Consider the following 24,513-nt stretch of genomic DNA (forward strand, 5'->3'; position numbering starts at 1 on the left):
AAGTGTTTTTATTAAAAAATTAAAAAATAATCCAACAAAAACTTAATAAAAAGATATTTACGCCTATAAAAATGAAATATAATCTAAAAATTAACACATAAGAACAATATTTCAACAATAAAAAACAGAAATTAATCGGATAATTAAATTTAAACACTCCATAATAATGAATTATCCAGGAAATAAAGTCAAAAAGAATAATAACTTACAAAGTTTATGAGGCCATCTCATCAAAAACCGATGAAGTCACCAGATAACATCACAATATTAACAAGCTGTCAGAAAAAAAACATTTAAGGAAGATATCAAATCACTTTAAAAAAACTGCAAACCGAAAACCGCAAACCGCTAACCGATACCAGTTTTTTTTCTAAATTTGCGCCTTTCACAAATAACAATATGATTAAGAGACAGCAAATTAAAGATTTATTAAAGTCGACAGCATTTGACACAGAAGTAACGGTTATGGGATGGGTAAGAACTTTCCGTAATAATCAGTTTATTGCCTTAAATGATGGATCTTGCATGGGCAATATCCAGGTAGTGATCGATTTTAATAATCTACCTGATGAGCTCTTGAAAAGAATCACAACCGGCGCAGCCATTTCTGCAACAGGCAAATTGATCGAATCGCTTGGTAAAGGTCAAACGGTTGAGATTAAAGCCACCAATGTAGAAATCCTTGGCGATAGCGATCCTGAAAAATTTCCTTTACAGCCTAAAAAACACAGTTTAGAGTTTTTACGTGAAATTGCACACCTGCGTTTCCGCACCAACACCTTCAATGCCGTTTTTAAGGTGCGCCATGCTTTGGCTTTTGCCATCCACCAGTTTTACAACGAACGTGGCTTTGTGTACATGCACACGCCGGTAATTACAGCCAGTGATGCCGAAGGCGCAGGCGAAATGTTTAAAGTAACCACTCTTGATTTCGATAGCCCGCCCGTACTGAAGATGGCAAAGTAGATTTCTCGCAGGATTTCTTTGCCCGCGCCACCAACTTAACCGTATCAGGTCAGTTAGAGGGCGAATTGGCTGCCATGGCTTTTGGTAAAATTTATACGTTTGGTCCGACTTTCAGGGCCGAAAACTCAAATACCACACGCCATTTGGCCGAATTCTGGATGATTGAGCCCGAATTTGCTTTTGCCGACCTAGAAGACAATATGCAGCTTGCAGAAGACATGATGAAGTATGTCATAAAATATGCTTTGGATCACTGCAAAGAGGAATTAGAATTTTTAAATAACCGTTTAGCTGAAGAAGATAAACAAAAACCGCAAAACGAGCGCAGTGAATTGGGTTTACTAGAAAAACTTGATTTCTGCCTGGCAAATGATTTTGAACGTTTAACCTATACAGAAGCCATCAGGATTTTAAAATCCTCTAAACCAAACCAGAAGAAACAGTTTAAATACCTGATTGATGAGTGGGGAGCTGATTTACAAAGCGAGCACGAACGTTACCTGGTAGAAAAACACTTTAAAAAACCGGTAATCTTAACCGATTATCCTGCCGATATTAAATCTTTCTACATGCGCCAGAATGAACCGGATGCCGAAGGCAGACAAACGGTTGCCGCAATGGATATCTTATTCCCTGGCATTGGCGAAATGATCGGCGGATCGCAACGTGAAGAGCGTTTAGACCGCTTAACGCAACGCATGGAAGCTTTAAATATTCCGCAGGATGAATTGTGGTGGTACTTAGATACCCGTCGTTTCGGGTCCGCACCACACGCGGGTTTCGGTTTAGGCTTTGAACGTTTGGTATTGTTCGTAACCGGAATGACCAACATCCGCGACGTAATTGCTTTCCCAAGATTCCCGAAAAACGCAGAGTTTTAGGGTTTAGGGTTTAGGGTTTAGGGTTTAGGGTTTAGGGAAGAACAAATAGGCTATTATCAAAGAAGTTAAGTTTTAAAAACTTGACTTCTTTTTTATTAATGCATTATTTTGATTGCAATAAGAGGTAGTGAATTCAATCATATTGCACTTGTTTCAGTATTTACCTTACCATAAAGATCTTGAACTGAACTACCATTGACAGACTTCAAAAAGGTCGTTATTGCGAAGTAGAATCCGGAAGTTTCAAGAAAGTAATCTATGCTGTTAGTGGTCCTTGCTACAAAGATTGCTTCGTCGGCTGAAAAAGCCTTCTCGCAATGACGATCTCTCGGGGAGATTTGTTTCCGAAACCTCACTGTCATTTAAATTGATTTTTATTCAATAAAAATACCTTCTCAAAGTAAAGAACATTTATGCATACCTCAATAATATACCTTTGGAAAAATTTATTTCAAAGCCGTCCCAGCGGGACGATTCATCGGTAGAGGCTGTCTCAAAATACACGAGACAGCTTTTTTTTGTGTTTAAATAATTCTGTGTGTTATTTGTTCATTGCTGGCTAGAAATGTTTATTGAGCTATCAATTTGTTAAAAAACATCAAAAGCGAGCCTTTTATGCTGCTTTTTTTCTGATATTCTGTGCGATTGCCAGTAATCCCCATTCTATTGCCACTTTTTCCTTGCCCCGGAGCATGAAGCGGCGGAACCCGTGGTTCTGCTTAATATTCCCGAAGACTGGTTCTACATCATGACACCTCTGCTTTCGTTTCCCGATTCCCTTGTCACTGTTGAGTAGCCGGTATGCTTTTGCTTTATGCCGCTTTAGGTTCTCGTTGACCTCTATGATCCTATCTCCCTGGGATTTGTGGCAGGCACCGTTGAGTGGGCAGGCAACGCAGTTCTTTGCCTGGTACCTTTTGCTGGTCTGCTCAAAACCGGTACTTGTTTTTCTCGTGCTGTCTCCGATATAATGCATTTTTTGGCCCATCGGACATATATAACAGTCCTGCTCCTGATTGTAGAATAACCTGTCCCGGGCAAATGGTTTTTTTTTGTTGTGGGCTTCACTCTGCTCTTTATCGAACATGCCATATTTTACATAGGCTTCAATCCCGTTCGCTTCCAACAGCTCATAATTCTCCTCGCTTCCGTAGCCTGCATCTGCGGTAAGGGTTTTCAGGGTTCTGCCAAAACTGGCCTCATGCTGTTCAAGATGTTCCTTTAAAGTGGTGGTATCAGTGGGATTGGGGTGAATGGTATAGTTTACGATGAACTGGTTGGAGGTTGATATCTGTACGTTGTAACCTGGTTTGAGCTGTCCGTTGCGCATGTGGTCTTCCTTCATGCGCATGAAGGTCGCATCCTCATCGGTTTTGCTAAAGCTGTTCCGGTTCCCCAGTATTTCTTCTTTACGTTCATATTCTGCCATCTTTTCCGGATATTCCCTGGTTACATATTTCAGCTTCGCTTTGACCTTTTTGTCCAGACCGGGTTTTTCTGACAATACCGCATTGAGCGTATCCACCGTCTGCTGTACCTTTTGGGTATCAATATCGGTAAAATCCGGTGGTTCGGGCAAGCCGTCTTCCATCTTGGCAACGCTCTGGGCATATTGCCAGATTTCACCCAGGGCTTTCTTCATCTTTTCCTTATTGGTCTGGATGGCCTTTTTCCATACAAAAGTGTATTTATTGGCATTGGCCTCTATCTTGGTGCCGTCGGTATAAACTTCTTCAATGCTCAACAGGCCTTCGGCAGCCAACAGTTTTACCACCTCCTCGAATACGCTGCGAAGGCTTTCCTTAAGGCGGGCGCCACGGAAACGGTTGATGGTATTGTGGTCGGGATAGCTCATCCCGCTCAGCCACATAAAGTTGATGTTCTCCCTGCAGGCCACCTCCAGCTTTCTGCTGCTGTATACATTGCTTAGATAGCCATATACCAGAACCTTCAACAGCATTTGTGGATGATAGCTTGAAGCACCCTTAATCTTGTAAGCATTTAAAAGCCCCTGGATATTGATCCGGTTGATGACGTCGTCTACAATCCGGACAGGATGGCCTTTCGCCACGAGCTCATCAAGCGTGGGCGGAATAGCCATGATCTGGCCCTGGTAATAAGGCTTGAAAACAGGTTTTTGGACAGCCATAAATCTCAATTATTTATATATAAATATCTGAAATTCAATTCAATAAAGCAAGATTAACCGACAAAAAGTGTACTTTTTATCCAAACAAAAGAGGCTGCCTTTTTGAGACAGCCTCGTTTTCGTTCCGTAGGAACGTTTGGTGATTTTAACATTGATTCTTTCCCTGTTTTGGCCACCTAAACCTGATCCGATAACCATCGGATGGCGCGAAAGCCCGCAAGCGAGGTACGAGTGCGGACTTGGAGCAAAAAGCAGGGCTGAGCTAACCTAGATGTTACTGCACCTGCTTTTCTAAAAAATAGCCAAAAAGAACAAAGAGGTCATGTTTTTGAAAACCGTGACCTCTTTTTTAATCTAAAAAGACTTCGAAAATACTATCTTCCATCCTCATGTACGGTATCTCCGTACGGATTGGCATGCGAATAATCTACTGCAGATACTTTATAATCGGTTGGGGCAAAACTTTTTGAAGTACTTAGCGCCATGCCTAATTCGTAACGGGTTGGATACGGGGTTTGCAATAAACTACCCGCCGGGATATACGGAAAGGTTTCTAAATAACTCTGCATCACACTCGGACTCACCCTTCTGTTGATATAGGCCCGCGTTAACTGATGCGTTTCCCGTAAACCCGCAGCCCCAAGCAATTCTACCGCGCTGGCCACCGTCAGGTTATGGAAGTTTTTAACACGAACGGTTTTATCTTCTACCACCAAACCTTTCATTAAACTCGGATCCTGCGTAGCCACCCCTGTTGGGCAGGTATTGCTGTTACACTCCAAAGCCTGGATACAGCCCAAAGCAAACATCATTCCGCGTGCGGCATTACACATATCAGCACCCAGGGCAATATTCTTAACCAGATCGAAACCGGTGGCCACTTTACCCGAAGCAATAATTTTAATGTGTTTTTTCAGGTCAAAACCATTTAAAACATCATACACAAAGGCAACCCCTTCACGCAATGGCATACCTACCGAGTTCGAGAACTCCTGTGGTGCAGCACCTGTTCCACCCTCGCCCCCATCAACGGTAATAAAATCTGGATAAATCCCGGTTTCTACCATGGCTTTACAAATGGCATAAAATTCGCTTTTACGGCCAATACACAATTTAAACCCCACGGGTTTGCCGCCCGATAAATCACGCAATTTTTTCACAAACTCCAATAAACCGATAGGTGTATTAAATGCCGAATGCGCCGGTGGCGACAATACATCTTTACCTTCGGGCACTAAACGGATCCTGGCCACTTCTGGTGTTACCTTTTTAGCCGGCAGCATCCCCCCATGACCAGGCTTTGCCCCTTGTGAAAGTTTAATCTCAATCATTTTCACCTGATCAGCCTGTGCACGTTCGGCATAAGCGTCGTAATTAAAAGTACCATCCGCATTACGGCAACCGAAATAACCTGTACCAATCTGCCAGATTAAATCGCCACCCGGCTGGCGGTGGTAATCACTGATCCCGCCTTCGCCCGTGTTGTGCGCAAAGTTACCCAGTTTGGCACCACCATTTAATGCCAGAATAGCATTCTGACTTAATGAACCAAAGCTCATGGCCGAAATATTATAAATACTGGCAGAATAAGGTTTCTTACAATCCGGGCCACCCACGGTAACGCGCGGATCTAAATTCAGCTCATGGTGCGAAATAGCGGCAATGCTATGGCTTAACCACTCATAACCGTTTTCGTACACATTTAACTGTGTACCGAATGGAATTGTATCGTTATCAGTTTTGGCACGCTGGTAAATCAACGAACGGTTTAACCGGTTATAAGGTGTACCATTGGTATCACTTTCTACAAAATACTGGTACACTTTAGGCCTCAACTCTTCCATAAAATACCTTAAACGCCCAAATACGGGGTAATTCCTAACGATACTGTGTTTAGGCTGGTATAAATCATAAATACCAAGCAGTACAAAAGGACCTGTAAAAATGAATGTCCACCATAAAAAAGGATGGTAAAGCCCCAGCATAATGGTCAGGGCGATTAAAAATGCGGCAATCGCTACGAAAGCTTTTCTCATAAAATCAGATTAGCGTATGTTTTGTAAATATAAAGATTAAGATTATTAAACAACTGACACAACTAAATTGTTATTTTTACGCTATGCTTATTAAGATTTATCCGGAAAACCCCAACCAAAGGGCTATAGAACAGGTTGTTGAGGTACTAAAAAAAGGAGGCCTGATTATCTATCCAACCGATACGATATATGGTTTGGGCTGCGATATCACCAATCCGAAAGCGATCGAGAAAATCTGCAGGATACGTGGAATAAAACCAGAAAAGGCAAATTTTTCGTTTATCTGTCACGATTTAAAACACATTTCTGATTATATTAAACCAATTGACAATACTACTTTCAGGGTATTAAAGAAAGCACTTCCAGGTCCTTTTACCTTTATTTTCAATGCCAATAACAATGTACCCAAACTGTTGAGTTCCAATAAAAAAACGGTGGGTATACGGGTGCCTGATAATAACATTGCCCGTTGCATTGCAAAAGAACTGGGGAATCCTATCCTCTCGACTTCAATAAAGGATGATGATGATGTGATCGAGTATTCTACCGATCCTGAATTGATACATGAAAAATATGAAGATCTGGTTGATCTGGTTATCGACGGTGGTTATGGCGATAATGAAGCTTCTACCGTAATCGATTGCACCACAGGTGAATTTGAAATCATTCGTGAGGGTAAGGGAAATATTGAAGAGTATTTGTAAAAGCTTTCCGGTACAATAAAAAAGATAAATTGGTTTGCTTTTCTTGAAAGTGAACGATTCGGTTCCATATGGCGGCCTCCTGCCCTGCTTTACACTTCAAGTCCTCACTCGTGCCTCGCTCCGGGCTTTCCGTTTCAATCAGGCTTAATAACAAAGTTGGCAACCTATAAGTCACATATTAGTGTATCCTGCAATATGCTCCATGTGATCTGTACCCTGCTATCCTGCCTTAATGAAAGGAGCTTCCCTCATAGTTTCAATGCAATTCCAAAGATCTCTCCACTGCGGTCGAGATGACGATACATGGTGTCCACTCATAGTTACATAGGGACTAGTCTAAGGATGCCTTTCTTTGCACCATCCTAACCGGCCTCGCAGATTTTCGCAGGAAAAAGCACGGAAAGCTTTGCACCTCCTTTCATACTCCCACAACCCAAGGCAGGATCAAAGCGAGCGCGATGGAAAAAAGCAAGGGCTAAGAGCCTCGATGCTGCCGCTATCAAGATTTCCGTAGCTTTTTACAAGAATTGCGTAGCAATCTTTTATACCGATAAAAACAACATGATCTTATAAAAAACAGATGCAAGCCTTTCAGTTATGCCTTTGTGTTTGTTGTTTTTAACGGCAGGCATGCTTTCGCTGCGCTCAGGTTGGTTACCTTTCTATCAAGAAAAAGGTAAGAGCCCATCGGCGGCGGTGGACCTGTATCGATTTTTCATCGGTAGCCGAGGCAAGCCCGAGCCATGGGCAAAAATGTACACTATTAACCTAATTTAAAAGATTTCTCCGCTACGGTCGAAATGACGTATTTTTCGCGATAACCTGCAATTAAAAGATCCTTCGTACCTCAGATGACAGCTAGAGAAGAATTCCCTCTACTCCACGCTACCTGCACCCTGCTACCCGGCCTCGCAGAGTTTCGCCGGAAAAAGCACGGAAAGCTTTGCACCTCCTCTCATATCCCCACAGCCCAAGGCAGGATCAAAGCGAGCGCGAAGGAATAAAGCAGGGGCTAAGAGCCTCGATGCTGCCGCTATCAAGATTTCCGTAGCCTTTTACAAGAAAGGATGCTAGCCTTTCAGTTATGCCTTTGTGTTTGTTGTTTTTAACGGCAGGCATGCTTTCGCTGCGCTCAGGTTTGTTTCTTTTCTATTAAGAGAAAAGAAAGAGCCCCTCGGCGGCGGTGAGCCGAGGCAAGCCTGAGCTATGGGCTAGAAAATAGCAACCGCTTTAAGATTGGCTTCGCCGAGCACTGCGTGGTAATGACAACCGTATTGTAGCGAACGCCTTAAATCCCTATCCGCCTATCGGCACCTTTCCATTTAAAGGGAAAGGACTGAAATAGAATTCTCCTCATAACCACCCCCACCCCTCCTAAATCAGGAGGGGAGTTCCCCTCATAGTTCACAAGGATCAATACATGAATATTTTTATGCACCATGCGATCTGCACCCTGCTAACCGGCCTCGCAGATTTTCGCCGGAAAAAGCACGGAAATCTTTGCACTTCCTTTCATATCCCCACAGTCCAAGGCAGGATCAAAGCGAGCGCGAAGGAATAAAGCAAGGGCTAAGAGCCTGGATGCTGCCGCTATCAAGATTTCCGTAGCTTTTTACAAGAAAGGATGCTAGCCTTGGGTTTTTGTTTCTTTTGGGCCAAGCCAAAAGAAAGAGCCCCTCGGCGGCGGTGAGCCGAGCAGGCCCGAGCCAGGGGCAAAACCTCCCCAGCCCCTCCTGCAGGAGGGGAGTTCCCCTTTAATTTTAAAGAATGATCCGTCATCCTCGCGCAGGCGGGGATCTTAATGCAACGTCTAACAGATTTTAAAGCAAATTTAGATTGATGTTAAAACGAAAAGCCGTGGATCGGAAGAACTGCGTTTTTTTGCTGTCATCCTAAGCGCAGCGAAGGATCTTTTAAATCAGTTCTATTGACCACCCCCGCCCCTCCTAAATCAGGAGGGGAGTTCCCCTCATAGTTTCATAAGAATCAATACATGAATATTTTTATGCACCTCGCTATCTGCACCCTGCTATCCGGCCTAGGATATGATGGAAGGAGAAAACGTTAAAGCTTTTGTACCTCCTTTCGAACTACCACTGCCCAGAGGCAGCACGCCCTCCCCGATTCTTCATCGGGGCTTGTGCTGGCGACCTCAAAGCTTTGACGAATTTATCCGACATCAGATCCAAGCCTTGATTTTTGGTTACCTTTTTATCAAGAAAAAGGTAAGAGCCCCTCGGCGGCGGTGAGCCGAGGCAAGCCCGAGCAAAGGGCTAATGCATTAAGATTCCCGCCTGCGCGGGAATGACGAACAGTGTTTATGAAAAGGCCAAGGATCTCTCCACTAAACATTACTATATTATTTAAAAATCACAATAACGTTTACACAACCATAAAATTACCCCACATTACATTTATTTTTCCACATTTTTTCGAATTAACATTAAATTAATCTGATAATAAGGCAATTGCATATACATTTGTTGTAAACAATAATTTATTCTATGAAAAAACCTTTACTGTTTATTTTATTTCTTCTGGTTTTTGTTAACTATTTATCTGCCCAGGTTTCATTAACGGCAATAAACACAGCTAAATCAGAAAATTTTGACGGTATGACATCTACCGGGACTTCAACCGTTGCCGGATGGAGCGCCGTTAAAGCCAGCGGTACAAATACCGCAACCGTTGGTTCGGCCTTACCACTAGTGGTTTACAGCACTTCATCAAACAGCGGTGCGGCATACAATGTGGGTACTGCCGGAGCGGCCGATCGCTCTTTAGGGAGTTTGGCCTCTGGCGCGTTGGTACCCAGATTTGGTGCCGGCTTCCAGAATAACACAGGCGCTACCGTAACTTCAATCGATTTATCGGGTGTAATGGAACAGTGGAGAACCGGTTCAAACGCTACCGTAAACGAAAAATTAAACTTCGAATACAGCTTTAACGCCACCAGCATTGCCGATGCTTCGGCCACATGGTTGCCGCTTACAGGCATGGATCTTAACGAAAAGTTAACCACTACGACTGCTGCAGCTGGTGTTGACGGAAACCTTCCTGCCAACCAAACAGCTATTTCGGGAAGCATCACCAGCATTACATGGGTAAATGGCGCCACACTTTATATCCGCTGGACAGACACCGACGATTTAGGAAGCGACGGTATTTACGCGATCGACGATTTTAGCATTACACCAAATGGCAGCACTACCGCTACACCGGTTTTATCGGCATCTAATACCGCATTGGTTTTCGGCGATCAGAATATCAACTCAAAGTCTACCGCACAAAGTTATACTTTAGGTGGCGCCAATCTTACTGCAAACGTTTCAGTAAATGCTACGGCACCCTTCTCTGTCTCAAAAGACAATGTTACGTTCAGCAACGCCATCAGTTATACTACCGCCGAGGTTGCGGCCTCGCCATTGGTTTATGTACGTTTTAGTCCAACAGCTGCAGGCAATGCCAGCGGTACCATTACCAATACCAGCACCGGCGCAAGCCCTGTTAACGTTGCCGTAAGCGGAAACGGACTATCAAGCATTTTAACGGTAAACCAAACGGCTTTCGATTTTGGCTCTCAAAATACAGGTTCCAATTCTACCGCACAAACTTTTAATTTGAGTGCATCGGGATTAACTGATGTGGTTAATGTAACCACCACGGCATCTTTTTATCTTTCAAAAGATAATGTAACCTATAGCACTTCTTTAGTGTATACCGTGGCTGAACTAGCCACAAGCAAAACAGTTTCCGTACGCTTCAGCCCTACAACTACAGGCCCTGAATCAGGCAATATCAGTATCTCAAGTAATGGCGCAAGTACACAAAACATCACTACGGCAGGCGTAGGCACAACACCGCCTGCAGCAGCCACACATATCGTAATCTCAGAAGTGTATGGAGGTGGCGGCAACACCGGTGCAACCTACAAAAACGACTTTATCGAATTGTACAACCCGGGCAATATCGCAGTTGATTTAACCGGATGGAGTGTACAGTATTTAAACGCTACCGGTACAGGTACCTGGGCCAGAACAGATTTAACCGGCAGTATCCCGGCAAAAAGTTTCTATTTAGTTCAGGAGGCTATTGGTGCGGGCGGAACGGTTAATTTGCCTACACCAGATGCCATCGGAACGTTAACCTTATCTGGTACAACCGGAAAAGTAATATTAAGCAATTCGAACGTGCTTTTAACAGGTGCCAATCCATCAACCGCAGCTGTGGTAGATAAAGTAGGTTTTGGCCCGGCTACAGGTTTCGAAACCGCACCTACACCTGTAATTTCTAATACCACTTCTATTGAACGTAAGGCAAGCGCCACATCTACAGCGGCTACTTTAGCGGTTGGAGGTGCAGAAGAATTTAACGGTAACGGCTACGATACCGATAACAACAGTACTGATTTTGTTGTTACTTCCCCTAATCCTCAAAACTCATCAGTAAAAGAGCCAACAGGTGCTAACCATGTGGTTATTTCTGAAGTTTATGGTGGCGGTGGCAACTCGGGTGCAGTTTATAAAAACGACTTTATCGAGTTATACAATCCAACACTTAGTGCTGTTGATTTAACAGGCTGGAGCGTGCAGTATGCCAGCGCAACAGGTACAGGCAACTGGACGGTAACAACATTATCTGGTTCCATTGCACCAAAAGGATTTTACCTCATTCAGCAATCGGCAGGTACAGGCGGCACCACCAATCTGCCAACACCTGATAAAATCGGCACCATTACCATGAGTGGTACCGCAGGTAAAGTACTATTAAGCAATAGCATTACCGCACAAACCGGTAGTTTACCAACAGGCGCAACAGTTATCGATCTGGTAGGTTTTGGTGTTACAGCCAACGGCTTTGAAGGCACCGCCCCTGCACCGGCACCAAGCAATACCTCTTCTATAGAAAGAAAAGCAAGCGCCACATCAGATGCCACCACCATGGGTACGGGTGGTACAGAAGAATTTGCCGGTAACGGCTATGATAGTGATCAAAATGCTGCTGATTTTATTGTCAGAACACCGAATCCACAAAACAGCTCGGTAACAGAACCGGTGTCGACGTCAGGTCCATATTTGGTAGTTACGCCAAAAACATTGGCTTTCAGTAACCAGGCCATTAATACCACTTCTGCAGCCAAAACTTATGTTTTATCAGCAGGTAATTTAACCAACAATACTACGCTTACGGTAACTGGTCCTTTTTCCATTTCGAAAGATAATACTACGTTTGCCAACACCCTTAGCTATACCGTTGCAGATTTAGCCACCAACCAAACGGTTTATGTAAAATTCAGTCCAACAGCAGTGGGTAACGCAAACGGGGCTATTTTACATGCCAGCGCAGGTGCCACCTCAGTTTCACTGGCTTTAAGTGGTCCGGCTATTGATCCTAACCAAACGGCTTTCAATTTCGAAAACTGTACTACGGTGGGCAGTGCAGCCTTATCAGATGGTTTTTACCAGTACAGCGTAACCGGTCCGCAAACCTGGGGCTGTACCACAACTTTTGGTCACGATGCTTCCGACCCAACTGGTGCGGGCAGTGCAGGCAATGCCGTGCAGATTAATGGTTACTCGGGCGGGAACATCCTTAACGAAGACTGGTTAATCTCTCCGGCATTAAATATTTCATCATTCAATTACGCCATTTTATCCTTCTGGACAAGATCTGCTTTCGCAGGAGATAAACTGCAGTTAAAAATATCGACCAATTATACGGGTTCAGGTAATCCCGCACTGGCCACGTGGACCAATCTGGATGGTAAATTCCCTGAAACCGGTTCCGATAAATGGACCAAATCAGATAACATCGATTTATCAGCCTATAAGGCTACACCAGTTTATATAGCTATTGTATATAATTCTACCACTTCATCAGCCAGCCGCTGGACAGTTGATGATTTTGCGGTAACCGATTCGAACACGCCACCTGCGGTCGACATTACTACGTCGCCATCGAGCATCAGTTTCGGCTTCCAGGCGGCCAATACCACTTCAGCAGCAAATAGCTTTGGTTTTTCTGCAGGGAACTTAACGGGCGATGTTACCTTAACTGCTCCGGCCAACTTCACACTGTCTAAAACCAGTACCGGAACCTATAGCAATACCATCTCCTATCCAAAAGCCGATATCAACAATACTTCGCCAACTGTTTATGTTAAATTTTCGCCAACCGCGGCAAATACCAGTTATACCGGTAATGTAACTATTGCCACTTCCGGTTCGGCAAATAAAACCGTAGCCTTAAGCGGAAACACCTTCGATGTTTCCAATACCCTTGAAGTGGTCAACTGGAACATCGAATGGTTTGGCAGCCCGGCACAAGATCCATCAAACGATGCCTTACAGGCGGCCAATGTAAAAACGGTTGTAAATAACCTCAATGCAGATATTTACGGCTTTGCAGAGGTGGTAGATACCACTTTGTTTAAAAATACCGTTTTACCTGCCGGCTACAATGTGGTATTCAGCGAGTTTGGGTCATATGCCGATAATAAAGCCGATGCCGATTATCCATTGGCACAGAAACTGGCCTTTATGTACCGTACCGATCTGATTAAACCCATTTCTACCCTCGGTATTTTAAGAGACACCTACAACCCGGCCGTACCTTCAACCAGTGCCGATGGTACACCTTACAAAAACTGGTCTTCAGGCCGTTTCCCTTATATGATGCAGGCCCAGGTGAAGATCAACAATAAACTGGATACGGTTTATTTCGTCGAGATTCATGCCAAGGCCAATACCGGAACCACTGCCGATCAGATTGATTCTTACAATCGCAGGAAAGCAGGGAACAAACAATTAAAAGATTGGCTGGATGCCAACCTTGCGGGCAAAAAAATCATCATCCTGGGCGATTTTAACGATGTACTCGATGCCGATAAAACCATTGCCCCAATGCCTGCAGGTACCGGCACTTCGTATGTCGATTTTACACAGGATGCAGCCAATTATTTCCCGGTTACCCTGCCTTTAAGCTTAGCCGGAAAACAATCTACAGCCGGCTTTAATACCGTAATCGATAACGTAATCATTAGCAAAAGCCTCAATCTCAACTATATTCCGGCTTCGGCCGAGGTTTTGGATGGCGTTAAAAACCTGGTAACCAACTACAGTTCTACCACAACCGATCATTACCCGATCAGAACCAGGTATTTATTTGGTAATGGTACGCCAACGATTAATGCCGTGGCCGATCAGGCTGTTTGTTACACAGCAGCCAACCAGACGATTGCTTTAACCGGAATTTCTGCCGGCCCAGAAAATACGCAGAACACTACCCTTTCCGTAACTTCAGATAATGCCAACCTGTTTGATGTATTAAGCGTAGCCGCAAACGGTGCCGATAAAGGAACCATTACTTACCACTTAAAAAACAATGTAAGTGGAGTGGCCAATATTACGGTTACCGTAATGGATAATGGCGGAACAGATTTTGGAGGAGTGGATAAAACCACTAAAACTTTTAAATTAACCGTAACCTCAACCGCTACCGCCAGCATTACCGGCACAGCTGCCGTTTGTTTAAATGGTGCGCCTCAAACCATCACCTTTACCGGCGCAAACGGAACGGCACCTTATACCTTTACCTACAACATTAACGGCGGGGCGAGCCAAACAATAAGCACTACCGCAGCAAGTGCATCGGTAACCGTATCGGCACCTACCAATATAGCCGGGGCATTTACCTATAATTTGGTCAATGTAAAAGATGCCAACTGCGGCCAAACCCAAACCGGGTCGGCTACCATCACCGTAAATGCTTTACCGGTAGTTTCCATCAGCAGCAATAAAGGTTTATCCATTTCTAAAGGTGAAGCGCTTGTTTTAACCGCTACAGGCGGTGGGCAGTACAGCTGGACAGGCGCAGATATCGTGAGTGGACAGAACACCGCAGCCCTAACCATCCGCCCGAAACAGAGCGGTACTTACCGCGTTACCGTAACCAATGCGAGCGGTTGTGCAAACGATCAAAACATTGCCATTACCGTAGTAGAAGATTATAAACTCGAAGCCAGTACCGTAATTACCCCTAATGGCGATGGTTACAACGATAAATTTATCGTGAAGAACATCGATTACTATCCAAACAACACCTTAAAGATTTTCGATAAGGCCGGAAGGATATTATACACCAAACATACCTATGCCAACGATTGGGACGGAACCATAAACGGTAGCCCCTTAAACGAAGGAACCTATTATTACATCATCGATTTAGGCAACGGCATCGGTACATTTAAAGGTTACATCAACATCATTAGAGACTAATTACAGACATGAGAGCAATTACCAAAAACATAAAGCAAATGCGTCGCGTAACGTTTCTATTTGCTGCAGGCACATTATTTTTAGGATCTGTACAAGCACAGATCCTTCCACTCAATGCACAGTATTTTCAGAACCGTTACCTCGTAAACCCATCAATGGCGGGCATTAACGAAGGTTTTAACATCAACGGCAGTTTCCGCAAGCAATGGTCTAACATTCCGGGCGCACCCATTACCCAAAGCGTAACCCTCGATCAGCAGGTAAATAAATTGGGTTGGGGCGTAAACATCTACAACGAGAAATCGGGCGGCATCCAGCGCACCAAGGCTGTGGGTACCTTTGCCTATCACCTGCCGCTAAACAGCGACGATCAGAAATTAAATTTCGGGATCTCTTTTGGTGCCAGTCAGGATAAACTCGATTTGAACAGTATAAGAAACAGCGATATTAACGATCCATCCATCGCCCGTTTTAACGATAGGGGTTATTATCTGGATGGCGATTTCGGGATCTCTTATACCTCAAAAGGATTAACTGTTGAGGGTGCCGTGCCCAATATGCGTTCTGTTTTCAGGAAAGATGATTTAAACTATGCCAACAAACCCACCTTTTATTCGGCAGTAGGCTATAAGTTTATGCTCGGGTCGGGCATTAACGGCATCAGCCTTGAGCCTAAAGGCGTGTTCAGGGGCATCAAAAATTACGAAAACTTATGGGATGCCGGTTTAAACGCAAACTTCGCCAACGATAAGTTATACGTAATGGCCATGTACCACAATACGCAGAATGCTACCTTTGGTTTCGGGATGAATTACAAATCGACCCTGTATTTTATGGCCTACTACAATACGGCTACTTCAGCCATTAGCGGTTATACCGATGGCGATTTTGAAGTCAATATCCGTTTAAATATTAGCAAGAAACCATAATGATGTAAAACAGCATTCGTCATCCGATTACTATCGGATCTCGCGCATGCGGGGATCTTAATGCAACAAGACAAAAGCCGCAGATTTTTTTCAGTCTGTGGCTTTTTTTAACCACAGAGGGCATGGAGTAAGTCACAGAGAACACAGAGGCTCGTAACCCTATCCGCCTATCGGCACCTTTCCCCTGAAAGGGAAAGGACTAAAAAACAAATTATCGCATCCTGCAATACGCACCTTGCGATATGCGCAATGCGATCTGCACCATGCTATCCGGCCTAGGATATGATGGAAGGAGATCCTTCGACTACGCTCAGGATGACAGAAAACAGGAAGTCCATCTGCTCCGTGCTATCGGCACCATGCTACCCGGCCTCGCAGATTTTTCTGAGTAACAATCGGTCGTCCTTTCGACTGTAGCGCAGCGAAATGGAGAAATCTTTGAACCACGTTATAGCGAGCGCCTTTAAACCCCTATCCGCCTATCGGCACCTTTCCCCTCAAAGGGAAAGGACTAAAAAACAAATTATCACATCCTGCAATACGCAACCTTGCTATCTGCTCCCTGCTACCCGGCCTCGCAGATTTTCGCCGGAAAAAGCACGGAAAGCTTTGCACTTCCCCTCATAACCCCACAGCCCAAGGCAGGATCAAAGCGAGAGCGGTGGGACAAAGCCAAGCCTAAGAGCCTCGATGCTGCCGCAAATAAGATTTTCGTAGCTTTTTACAAGAATTGCACAGCAATCCTTTATACCGATAAAACAATATGATCACATAAAAAACGATGCAAGCCTTTCAGTTATGCCTTTTTGTTTGTTGTTTTTAACGGCAGGCATGCTTTCGCTGCGCTCAGGTTTGTTTCTTTTGGGCCAAGAGAAAAGAAAGAGCCCCTCGGCGGCGGTGAGCCGAGGCAAGCCCCGAGCCAGGGAAAAGAAAATAGCGATTGCATTAAGATTAGCTTCGCTGAGCACTACGTGGTTCCCGCCTGCGCGGGAATGACGGATTTATTGATGGAACAACGACTATTTACCACCCCCGCCCCTCCTAAATCAGGAGGGGAGTTCTCCTCAGAGTTCACGAGAATCGGTACATGAATGTCATTTCTGCACCATGCTATCTGGCCTCGCAGATTTTCGCCGGAAAAAGCACGGAAATCTTTGCACTTCCTTTCATATCCATATATCCCAAGGCAGGATCAAAGCGAGAGCGGTGGAATAACAGCTGCAGCAGTACAAATCCAAAGACCTTAAACATCATTTAGGCGCTTTGCAAACTGCCTTTCAAAATCCCAAAACCTTAACCGAAGTACGACCGTCAATCCCAAGGGCCAGATAAATCAAAAAAACAGGTGCAGATCAGTACAACCAGCACTACCAAACCTCAAACGCAGTGAGTTTTGTGTCGCGGGGAATCTACTAACTTTCACTAACCACAACCCGACACAAACCCCGAAGGGCTCAATCAGACCAAAAAAACTAACCAACATACCTGATTAAACAAAGTGCCGCTGTTTTTTTGATGTGCTAGGGCTATGCGTAAAAGGCCCATTGCCGGATTGACGAAGCGCTTTGGGTACTTTGGCGCGACAAAGTACCATGCCCCGCGGCATAGAGCGATAAAAAATTTAGCTTATATAACTCTTTTTAATCCTCACGCGTTCCTCGTAATCCTTTAAGCACTTTGCCAACCACCTTTCACCAACCCCACAACCCTTACCGAAGTACGCCCGTCAATCCCAAGGGCCAGATAAATCAAAAAAACAGGTGCAGATCAGCACAACCAGCACTACCAAACCTCAAACGCAGTGAGTTTTGTGTTTCATGTTTGCAAATACCTTTCAATCACCCCTAACGAGCAAAACAAAGTGCCGCTGTTTTTTTGATGTGCTAGGACTATGCGCAAAAGGCCCATTGCTGGATTGACGAAGCGCTTTGGGTACTTTGGCGCGACAAAGTACCATGCCCCGCGGCATAGAGCGATAAGAAATTTAGCTTAAATAACTCTTTTTAATCCTCACGCATTCGTAGTAATCCTTTAAGGCGCTTTGCCAACCACCTTTCACCATCCCCACAACCCTTACCGAAGCACGCCCGTCAATCCCAAGGGCCAGATAAATCAAAAAAACAGGTGCAGATCAGCACAACCAGCACTACCAAACCTCAAACGCAGTGAGTTTTGTGCTTCATGTTTGCAAATACCTTTCAATCACCCCTAACAAGCAAAACATAGTGCCGCTGTTTTTTTGATGTGTGGTGGCTATGCGCAAAAGGCCCATTGCCGGATTGACGAAGCGCTTTGGGTACTTTGGCGCGACAAAGTACCATGCCCCGCGGCATAGAGCGATAAGAAATTTAGCTTAAATAACTCTTTTTAATCCTCACGCATTCGTAGTAATCCTTTAAGGCGCTTTGCCAACCACCTTTAACCATCCCCACAACCCTTACCGAAGTACGCCCGTCAATCCCAAGGGCCAGCTGAATCAAAAAAACAGGTGCAGATCAGTACAACCAGCACTACCAAACCTCAAACGCAGTGAGTTTTGTGCTTCATGTTTGCAAATACCTTTCAATCACCCCTAACAAGCAAAACATAGTGCCGCTGTTTTTTTGATGTGTGGTGGCTATGCGCAAAAGGCCCATTGCCGGATTGACGAAGCGCTTTGGATACTTTGGCGCGACAAAGTACCATGCCCCGCGGCATAGAGCGATAAGAAATTTAGCTTAAATAACTCTTTTTAATCCTCACGCATTCGTAGTAATCCTTTAAGGCGCTTTGCCAACCACCTTTAACCATCCCCACAACCCTTACCGAAGTACGCCCGTCAATCCCAAGGGCCAGCTGAATCAAAAAAACAGGTGCAGATCAGCACAACCAGCACTACCAAACCTCAAACGCAGTGAGTTTTGTGTTTCATGTTTGCAAATACCTTTCAATCACCCCTAACGAGCAAAACAAAGTGCCGCTGTTTTTTTGATGTGCTAGGACTATGCGCAAAAGGCCCATTGCTGGATTGACGAAGCGCTTTGGGTACTTTGGCGCGACAAAGTACCATGCCCCGCGGCATAGAGCGGAAAAACTTTACCCCCTCTTCACCTCATACCACTTCTCCACCCCCTCTACAAACCCCTCAAAAAACTCCCTATAATACCCTTTAATCACCTGCACCTTAAAATTTACCCTGCTAAAAAACCAAACCAGTTTATAATCCATTTCCGCCTCAAGCAAATACCATAAATACGGTTTAACCCGATCACAAACCAAAAACAGCCCGGGCTGATCCGTATTCAGATGCAGCAACTTCCCTTTTACCTTAATCTTCAGTTCCAGTTCATAATAATCCCCCTCATCCTTTAACACGAAACTTAAAACAGGCACCTCCATAGCAAATTCAACCAGTTTCATATCCCGCATTACCGGTTTGCCCGTAACATTGCGCAGGCCATAAGTATAAAAGTAGTGTGTAAAACGTTGTTGCATCAATAGCGGTAAAGCCTTGTTCCACAATTTTAAAAGCGCCAGCTGGTTAGCATCGTTAAGTTTATGGGTTTCGGCTATCTTTTCTGGCAGGTGGGCATTGGCGTTAAAGCGTATGGCAGCGATCTCTTTCATGGCGAAGCAAATGCTGTTCAGCTCCTCCTGTTGTGGCGAGAGGCTAATGCCATCCACATCATGCGGATTCAGCACGAACCGTTTAAAAGATTTAACCGTTTTAAGGTAGGCCGTGGCCGCAAAAACATAAGGAATTAAAAAAGGGTAATGGTTGCTGTGGAAATTCAGCAGATCGGTATTGGCGAAACAATAGCCAATGTTAACCGGGGCCAAACGCGCCGTAACCGGTTTATTCAACAACCTTTCACGTGGTACTACCGCGCGTTCTGTAACATCCGGCAAGTCATCACCAGGCCTGAACAAACCGCTAAACTTTTTCTTCAACGTAATGGCTAAACCACCAGGTTTCTTCACCACATCTACATAGCTCGACCGCTTGTTGCCCAAAGCAAAACATGCCGGCCAGTAATATTGCTGGAAATCGCAGTAACCGTTCCGCATCATGGCCCGCAAAGTAAGGTAAGCATAACGCCCAAGGTAGCTTTCATCCGTATCAACACTACAGCTCACCAGCAGGCAATCGTATTCTACCGCGATATAAACCCTTGCCTCCTCTCCTTCCAATTTAACATGAACGGTTAACAAACCCTGATCAAAAGAAAGCGATGTGATGGCCAAGGGCTCAGGCTTTTTACCTACGCTAAATGCGCTATGCCATCCGATAACTATCGGATCGCTAGCGATCTGCTCCAGCACCGCTAACCTTAACACCCTGCTCCCCTTTTCTAAAGGCAGTTGATAAAACCGCGAAAGCGGTTTCCCTGCAATGGTAATGGATTTAGCTTTCATACTCGTATGATTTTACGAGTCTTGTGGTATGAAGAAACACTATAGCTGGGCTCTAAATACCATCTACCGGGCTTCTCACGGCCTTGCCAACGGAATTACAATAGAGCCCATGATGCTATAGTGCGCACTAAATTACGCAAAATATCACCATAGGCATTAATCTATTGTCTCGTTGGCTGTTTATTGTGAGAATTTGGTAGCCGAGACTCTTTATTAATACCTAATTTATTCACGAATATAATAATAAAAGTTTAGATATTCTAAAGTATTCTTTAAATAATCAAATGAAAAGTACGAAAATTATTAAGTAAAACTTTCACTTGGTAAGTTTATCAAAAAACAATTAACGTGAAAAAGAAGTCGGAGCTTACAGAACTTGGCAAATACTTAATTTTGAAATCTGCTAACAAGGCAGAAATTTACAGAAAGACGGGTATTACTGAATCTCGCTTAAGCCTGCTAAGTAATGACGCAAGCACTAAGCTTTCTGGAGAAGAACTATACTTGATAGCGCTTGCATTAGATGTTGAGCCTGGCGATATGGCCAAGACGATTTATAAAGGAGTTAAACTAAACACCATTGCAGAGCAAGAAGCATTAGCAGCTAAAAGTAGAAAACAAAAAAAATAGTTCTTTCTAAAGAAGAACGATCCCGGCTTTGGGTAAATAAGCGAACGAGAGAAAGTGAAGATATTGCAAAATAAATAGACAAATAGCGATAAAAATTAAAAGCCAGAGATGATTGGGCTTTGTCTGAACAAGGAAAAGTTCATAATAAAAATGATGCTTTTCGGCAATAACGATTAGATCTATTAGGAAGATTTTACACTCATAATCATTAAATACTTATTGGTCTTAATAATTATTTGTACTGAGTATTCCAATGTTTGATTTCCCTACTCTTTTTATGTTTCAAATGTTACGCTACAATGGTAATTAAGAACATTATTTTAGGGCCATAAGATTAACTTCTAATGAAATTTAGATTGCCGTTCTAGTGTTAGGCAGAACACAAAATTCTAAATTTCAGTTGATCTCCCTGTTCAATATAGCTTTCAGTTGCTGATAATAATTCATTTATCTTAGAATCAATATCAACCTTGGATAGACCAGGCTGAACTGCAAAGATTTTGAATTGAAACATTTTGTTTTTTGAATATAAATTATTTAAAGTCGTCATGTCCCCTATAATAAATTTAGATGTTGTAACGCTATTTAGCCTCCATTTAAGCTTCTTCTTTAAGGCATTTACATTAGTGTACATACTAGATTTAACTGACTGTCCACACACCTCATAGAAATCTCCAACACGACTTCCAGGTTTTGCTCCCCCTGCACCCTTGCAGTGGTATAATTCTACTTCAATAATATCTGTCTTTTCGCAAAACAACACATAATCCGCAGTTTCACCAGACCCGTGATCATAAATAAGTATTTGTGGTGCTCTCAAGTTCAATACTTCTTCTAACTTTTCATGAATATGTTTCTTGCCCGCTTTGTTTCCATCAAATTCTGCTGTAATATCAGTATCAGACCAATCGATAGTTTCAATTTTATCAGGGTTAATTAATGCATACTCTCTGGCCACTCTTGAACTAACTTCATTAAGTCTTAGTGAAGTAAAATCTTGGAAATAAAATAATAATGGAAACTCATTTAAGTAGTCAGCAAGCGTAACCATTTCCCCTGATTCTTGATCAATTAGCCATAAAATGTCCGCCCCACTATTCTTAAAGAAATGATCTAGATCAAAAGTCATCTTTTGCGAAAGAAATTGGCTTGTGACTTCAAATTCTATTTTATTATTAGTGCCACTATTGATCTTGATGTCAAGATCAATAATGCTACCTTCAATTTTAGTCGTCCCTGATTCAAAATAATATTGTAGATTATTTTTGAAGAACTCTGAAGGCCATACTGCAAAAATCGGATTTAAAGGGATTTTATCTACCACTTTTCTAAAGTTAATCCTATCAATCTCAGTATAAGTCCTTATCTCATCAGTGCTATTTATTTTGACCGAAAGCACATCGCACCAAGCTAAAAACTCTGTAATTTTTGCTGAGTAATTACTCCATACTTTGCTAGAACTACTATATCCAATAGTTTTAAATTCACTGTTTTCTTGGCCCCTCAAAAACATATGCCCCCCTCGTACAAATTTAATTCATTTGATTTTAAGGCATTTTGAACATGTGAACCAGTTTTCATTAAGTATGACTCTGCATTATTAACCGCATTTTTATTTCTTAATCCTAGATTAAAAACTTCTGGGCTACTCAAACCTGATATAACGCGATGTACAAATTCTGTAGATAGTTGCCTTGGATTCTCACCTAAATATTGAGATGCGATCTGTTTGTAGGTGTCTACCGTCTTCCTGGTTGAGTTGATGTACATTAAATTATTATCTCTATCGTAGTAAACAATAAAAAGATTAAAATTAACATTAACTAATTCATCAGTAGTTAACCATCTGGGCTTTTTAACTTCCTTAGTAAGGAACACTGCAACGTTGAGTTCTGTACTTACAAAGTATTTGTCGACATTGTTATCGGGTATTGTTAGAAGTTGTTTTATATTTATTGATTTATTTACATCATATATTTTCACATGAAATCCAGGCTTCAGCGAATAAAGTGATACATCTCGATCATCCTCAAAATCAACTGGCATATCTTCAAACACTTCAAAAGTTTCGCGAACTTCTATTTCACTTTCAATAGTTCTTTCACTTATTTCGTGAATAATATCTTTCCAAATAGCACCTTCCGCATAAAGTTCTAATTTGAGAAAATTAACTTCATTAGGTATAGCGATAAATTTTGCTGCACCAATATTTTTAGCATTTGTTCTCGCGAATCGTCCAATAAATTGAAGTGTAATAGCTAATGACTGATGCGGTTCATGAATAACTCCAATTTTCAAATTGGGAAAGTCAAATCCTTCCCCTAACATGTCTACACAAATTATGCCGTCCAACGTACCATCAGCTAATCTAGAAATCGCTTCAGTTACTTGCTTTTCAGTCTGCGTACTGTCAACCTGTTTTAATTTAAGTTTAGTGTTCTTTTCATAAACCCCCAATAATTGCTTAGCATGCACCTTAGTATTTGTTCTAACCATTATGTTATGCTTGAATCCATTAGCCTTATCGCTATTAAATGTTTTTTCAGCCAACTTAGCCAAAGTTAAATCGTGTGATTCTTCTAAATAAGGGATGGCGGGAATGAAATCAATAGTGCCAAATATTCCGTCACTAAATGCTTTCGAAATTGGATAATTATAGATAAACTTTCCTTTTATTTCCTTTTTATCTCTTCTAAAGGGCGTCGCGGTAAACATAACCTTCTTGGCAGGCTTAAAATACTGAATGAGATTGTTCCAAGTTTGTGCTGGGCTATGATGTGCTTCATCAATTAGCAATAAATCAAACAATTCCATTGATGGATTTACACTCCATAAGTGTACGGGTAATCCAAATGTAGTAGCTACAACAACATCGTATTGTTCTAGTTCCTCCCACTTCTCTTGTGTGTCAATTTTATTCTTAAGTTCTTTTACCTTTGGCTTTGCAATAACTTCGGGTAATATACCATTACCTGTAAGTAAGTTTAACGAGGCAAATCCGTTTGCTATTTGCTCTCGAACTAATTTACTTGGGGTAATAATAAGAACTCTTTTTGCCCTTAGGGCAAAAGCAGAGGCCATTAGTACACCTGTTTTACCTGTTCCTGTAGGCATAACTACTATTGCTGGCTCTTTATCATGCAATGTGAAATGACCAGAAATTGAATGCAGTGCGCCGATTTGTGCATTGCGGAAACCTTTACTACCATTTTCTGAAATAGGGTATGATAATTTTTCGTATTGTTTTGAGAAGTATGACATCAAGCCTTTATTTAAATTTAATATGAAATAGATAAAAATCTAAGTTTATTGAAAAATACTGCAAAATAAAATGAGTCAAATATTTTATTTACCTTACATAATAACTGGTTTCGCATCCTAACAATTGCATTAAAATCTTTTTACCTGCATCTAAGAAATAGTGATAATCCTAATCCTTTATGCATTGTTTATAATCTACCAAAGTCGTTCAGTCTTCATAGTTTGCATATTGGAAAATAAATTGATGAAATTTTCGACAATCATCCAATTGATTGGTTGCCTTAAG

Annotated in this window: 9 protein-coding genes and 1 pseudogene; 5 read left to right on the top strand and 5 right to left on the bottom strand. The window is 42.7% G+C overall.

Features of this window, described 5'->3' with window-relative positions:
* Window positions 1–399: 399 nt before the first annotated feature.
* Window positions 400–1,847, top strand: a pseudogene (gene asnS / locus DV942_RS03675) (asparagine--tRNA ligase).
* 613 nt (window positions 1,848–2,460) lie between these two features.
* Here asnS and DV942_RS03680 read toward each other — a convergent pair.
* Together DV942_RS03680 and DV942_RS03685 are read right to left on the bottom strand one after the other, a co-directional pair.
* Window positions 2,461–3,996 carry an IS1182 family transposase gene (locus DV942_RS03680; RefSeq protein ID WP_145855352.1) on the bottom strand — a complete coding sequence of 512 codons (1,536 nt, stop codon included), beginning with the start codon at window positions 3,994–3,996 and terminating at the stop codon, window positions 2,461–2,463.
* 374 nt (window positions 3,997–4,370) lie between these two features.
* Window positions 4,371–6,032: an FMN-binding glutamate synthase family protein gene (locus tag DV942_RS03685; protein WP_134203802.1), complete on the bottom strand. Its 1,662-nt coding sequence runs from the start codon at window positions 6,030–6,032 to the stop codon at window positions 4,371–4,373.
* Window positions 6,033–6,115: 83 nt separating this feature from the next.
* Between DV942_RS03685 and DV942_RS03690 the strand changes: the two genes are divergently transcribed.
* The 3 genes from DV942_RS03690 to DV942_RS03700 all read left to right on the top strand — a co-directional run bounded on the left by DV942_RS03690 (window position 6,116) and on the right by DV942_RS03700 (window position 15,941).
* Window positions 6,116–6,736, top strand: a complete 621-nt coding sequence (locus DV942_RS03690; RefSeq protein WP_145855366.1) for an L-threonylcarbamoyladenylate synthase — start codon at window positions 6,116–6,118, stop codon at window positions 6,734–6,736.
* Window positions 6,737–9,240: 2,504 nt separating this feature from the next.
* Window positions 9,241–15,012 (top strand): lamin tail domain-containing protein, encoded by a 5,772-nt coding sequence (locus DV942_RS03695; RefSeq protein WP_145855368.1) that lies wholly within the window; start codon window positions 9,241–9,243, stop codon window positions 15,010–15,012.
* Between the two features lie 8 nt (window positions 15,013–15,020).
* Window positions 15,021–15,941 carry a PorP/SprF family type IX secretion system membrane protein gene (locus tag DV942_RS03700; RefSeq protein WP_145855370.1) on the top strand — a complete coding sequence of 307 codons (921 nt, stop codon included), beginning with the start codon at window positions 15,021–15,023 and terminating at the stop codon, window positions 15,939–15,941.
* A gap of 3,075 nt (window positions 15,942–19,016) precedes the next feature.
* Here DV942_RS03700 and DV942_RS03705 read toward each other — a convergent pair.
* The gene (locus tag DV942_RS03705; RefSeq protein ID WP_145855372.1) at window positions 19,017–20,336 is read right to left on the bottom strand and encodes a hypothetical protein; all 1,320 of its coding nucleotides are present in this window, start codon (window positions 20,334–20,336) and stop codon (window positions 19,017–19,019) included.
* A gap of 348 nt (window positions 20,337–20,684) precedes the next feature.
* Between DV942_RS03705 and DV942_RS03710 the strand changes: the two genes are divergently transcribed.
* Complete coding sequence (locus DV942_RS03710; protein WP_145855374.1) at window positions 20,685–20,966, top strand: helix-turn-helix domain-containing protein; 282 nt, start codon at window positions 20,685–20,687, stop codon at window positions 20,964–20,966.
* A 370-nt stretch (window positions 20,967–21,336) separates the two neighbouring features.
* On the opposite strand, the gene DV942_RS03715 is transcribed toward DV942_RS03710, so the two are convergent.
* Together DV942_RS03715 and DV942_RS03720 are read right to left on the bottom strand one after the other, a co-directional pair.
* Window positions 21,337–22,473, bottom strand: coding sequence for a hypothetical protein (locus tag DV942_RS03715; RefSeq protein WP_145855376.1), 1,137 nt, complete (start codon window positions 22,471–22,473; stop codon window positions 21,337–21,339).
* A complete protein-coding gene (locus DV942_RS03720) occupies window positions 22,470–24,227 on the bottom strand; it encodes a DEAD/DEAH box helicase (RefSeq protein WP_145855378.1) in 1,758 nt (585 codons plus the stop codon). The genes DV942_RS03715 and DV942_RS03720 overlap by 4 nt, the downstream gene beginning before the upstream one ends.
* Window positions 24,228–24,513: the final 286 nt, after the last annotated feature.

This window comes from Pedobacter suwonensis (assembly GCF_007833675.1).
Lineage (GTDB): Bacteria > Bacteroidota > Bacteroidia > Sphingobacteriales > Sphingobacteriaceae > Pedobacter > Pedobacter suwonensis.

Excerpts from the sequence above, each read along its gene's own strand:
- DV942_RS03680 (WP_145855352.1), bottom strand. The coding sequence starts at position 3,996 with ATGGCTGTCCAAAAACCTGTTTTCAAGCCTTATTACCAGGGCCAGATC.
- DV942_RS03685 (WP_134203802.1), bottom strand. The coding sequence starts at position 6,032 with ATGAGAAAAGCTTTCGTAGCGATTGCCGCATTTTTAATCGCCCTGACC.
- DV942_RS03690 (WP_145855366.1), top strand. The coding sequence starts at position 6,116 with ATGCTTATTAAGATTTATCCGGAAAACCCCAACCAAAGGGCTATAGAA.
- DV942_RS03695 (WP_145855368.1), top strand. The coding sequence starts at position 9,241 with ATGAAAAAACCTTTACTGTTTATTTTATTTCTTCTGGTTTTTGTTAAC.
- DV942_RS03700 (WP_145855370.1), top strand. The coding sequence starts at position 15,021 with ATGAGAGCAATTACCAAAAACATAAAGCAAATGCGTCGCGTAACGTTT.
- DV942_RS03705 (WP_145855372.1), bottom strand. The coding sequence starts at position 20,336 with ATGAAAGCTAAATCCATTACCATTGCAGGGAAACCGCTTTCGCGGTTT.
- DV942_RS03720 (WP_145855378.1), bottom strand. The coding sequence starts at position 24,227 with ATGTCATACTTCTCAAAACAATACGAAAAATTATCATACCCTATTTCA.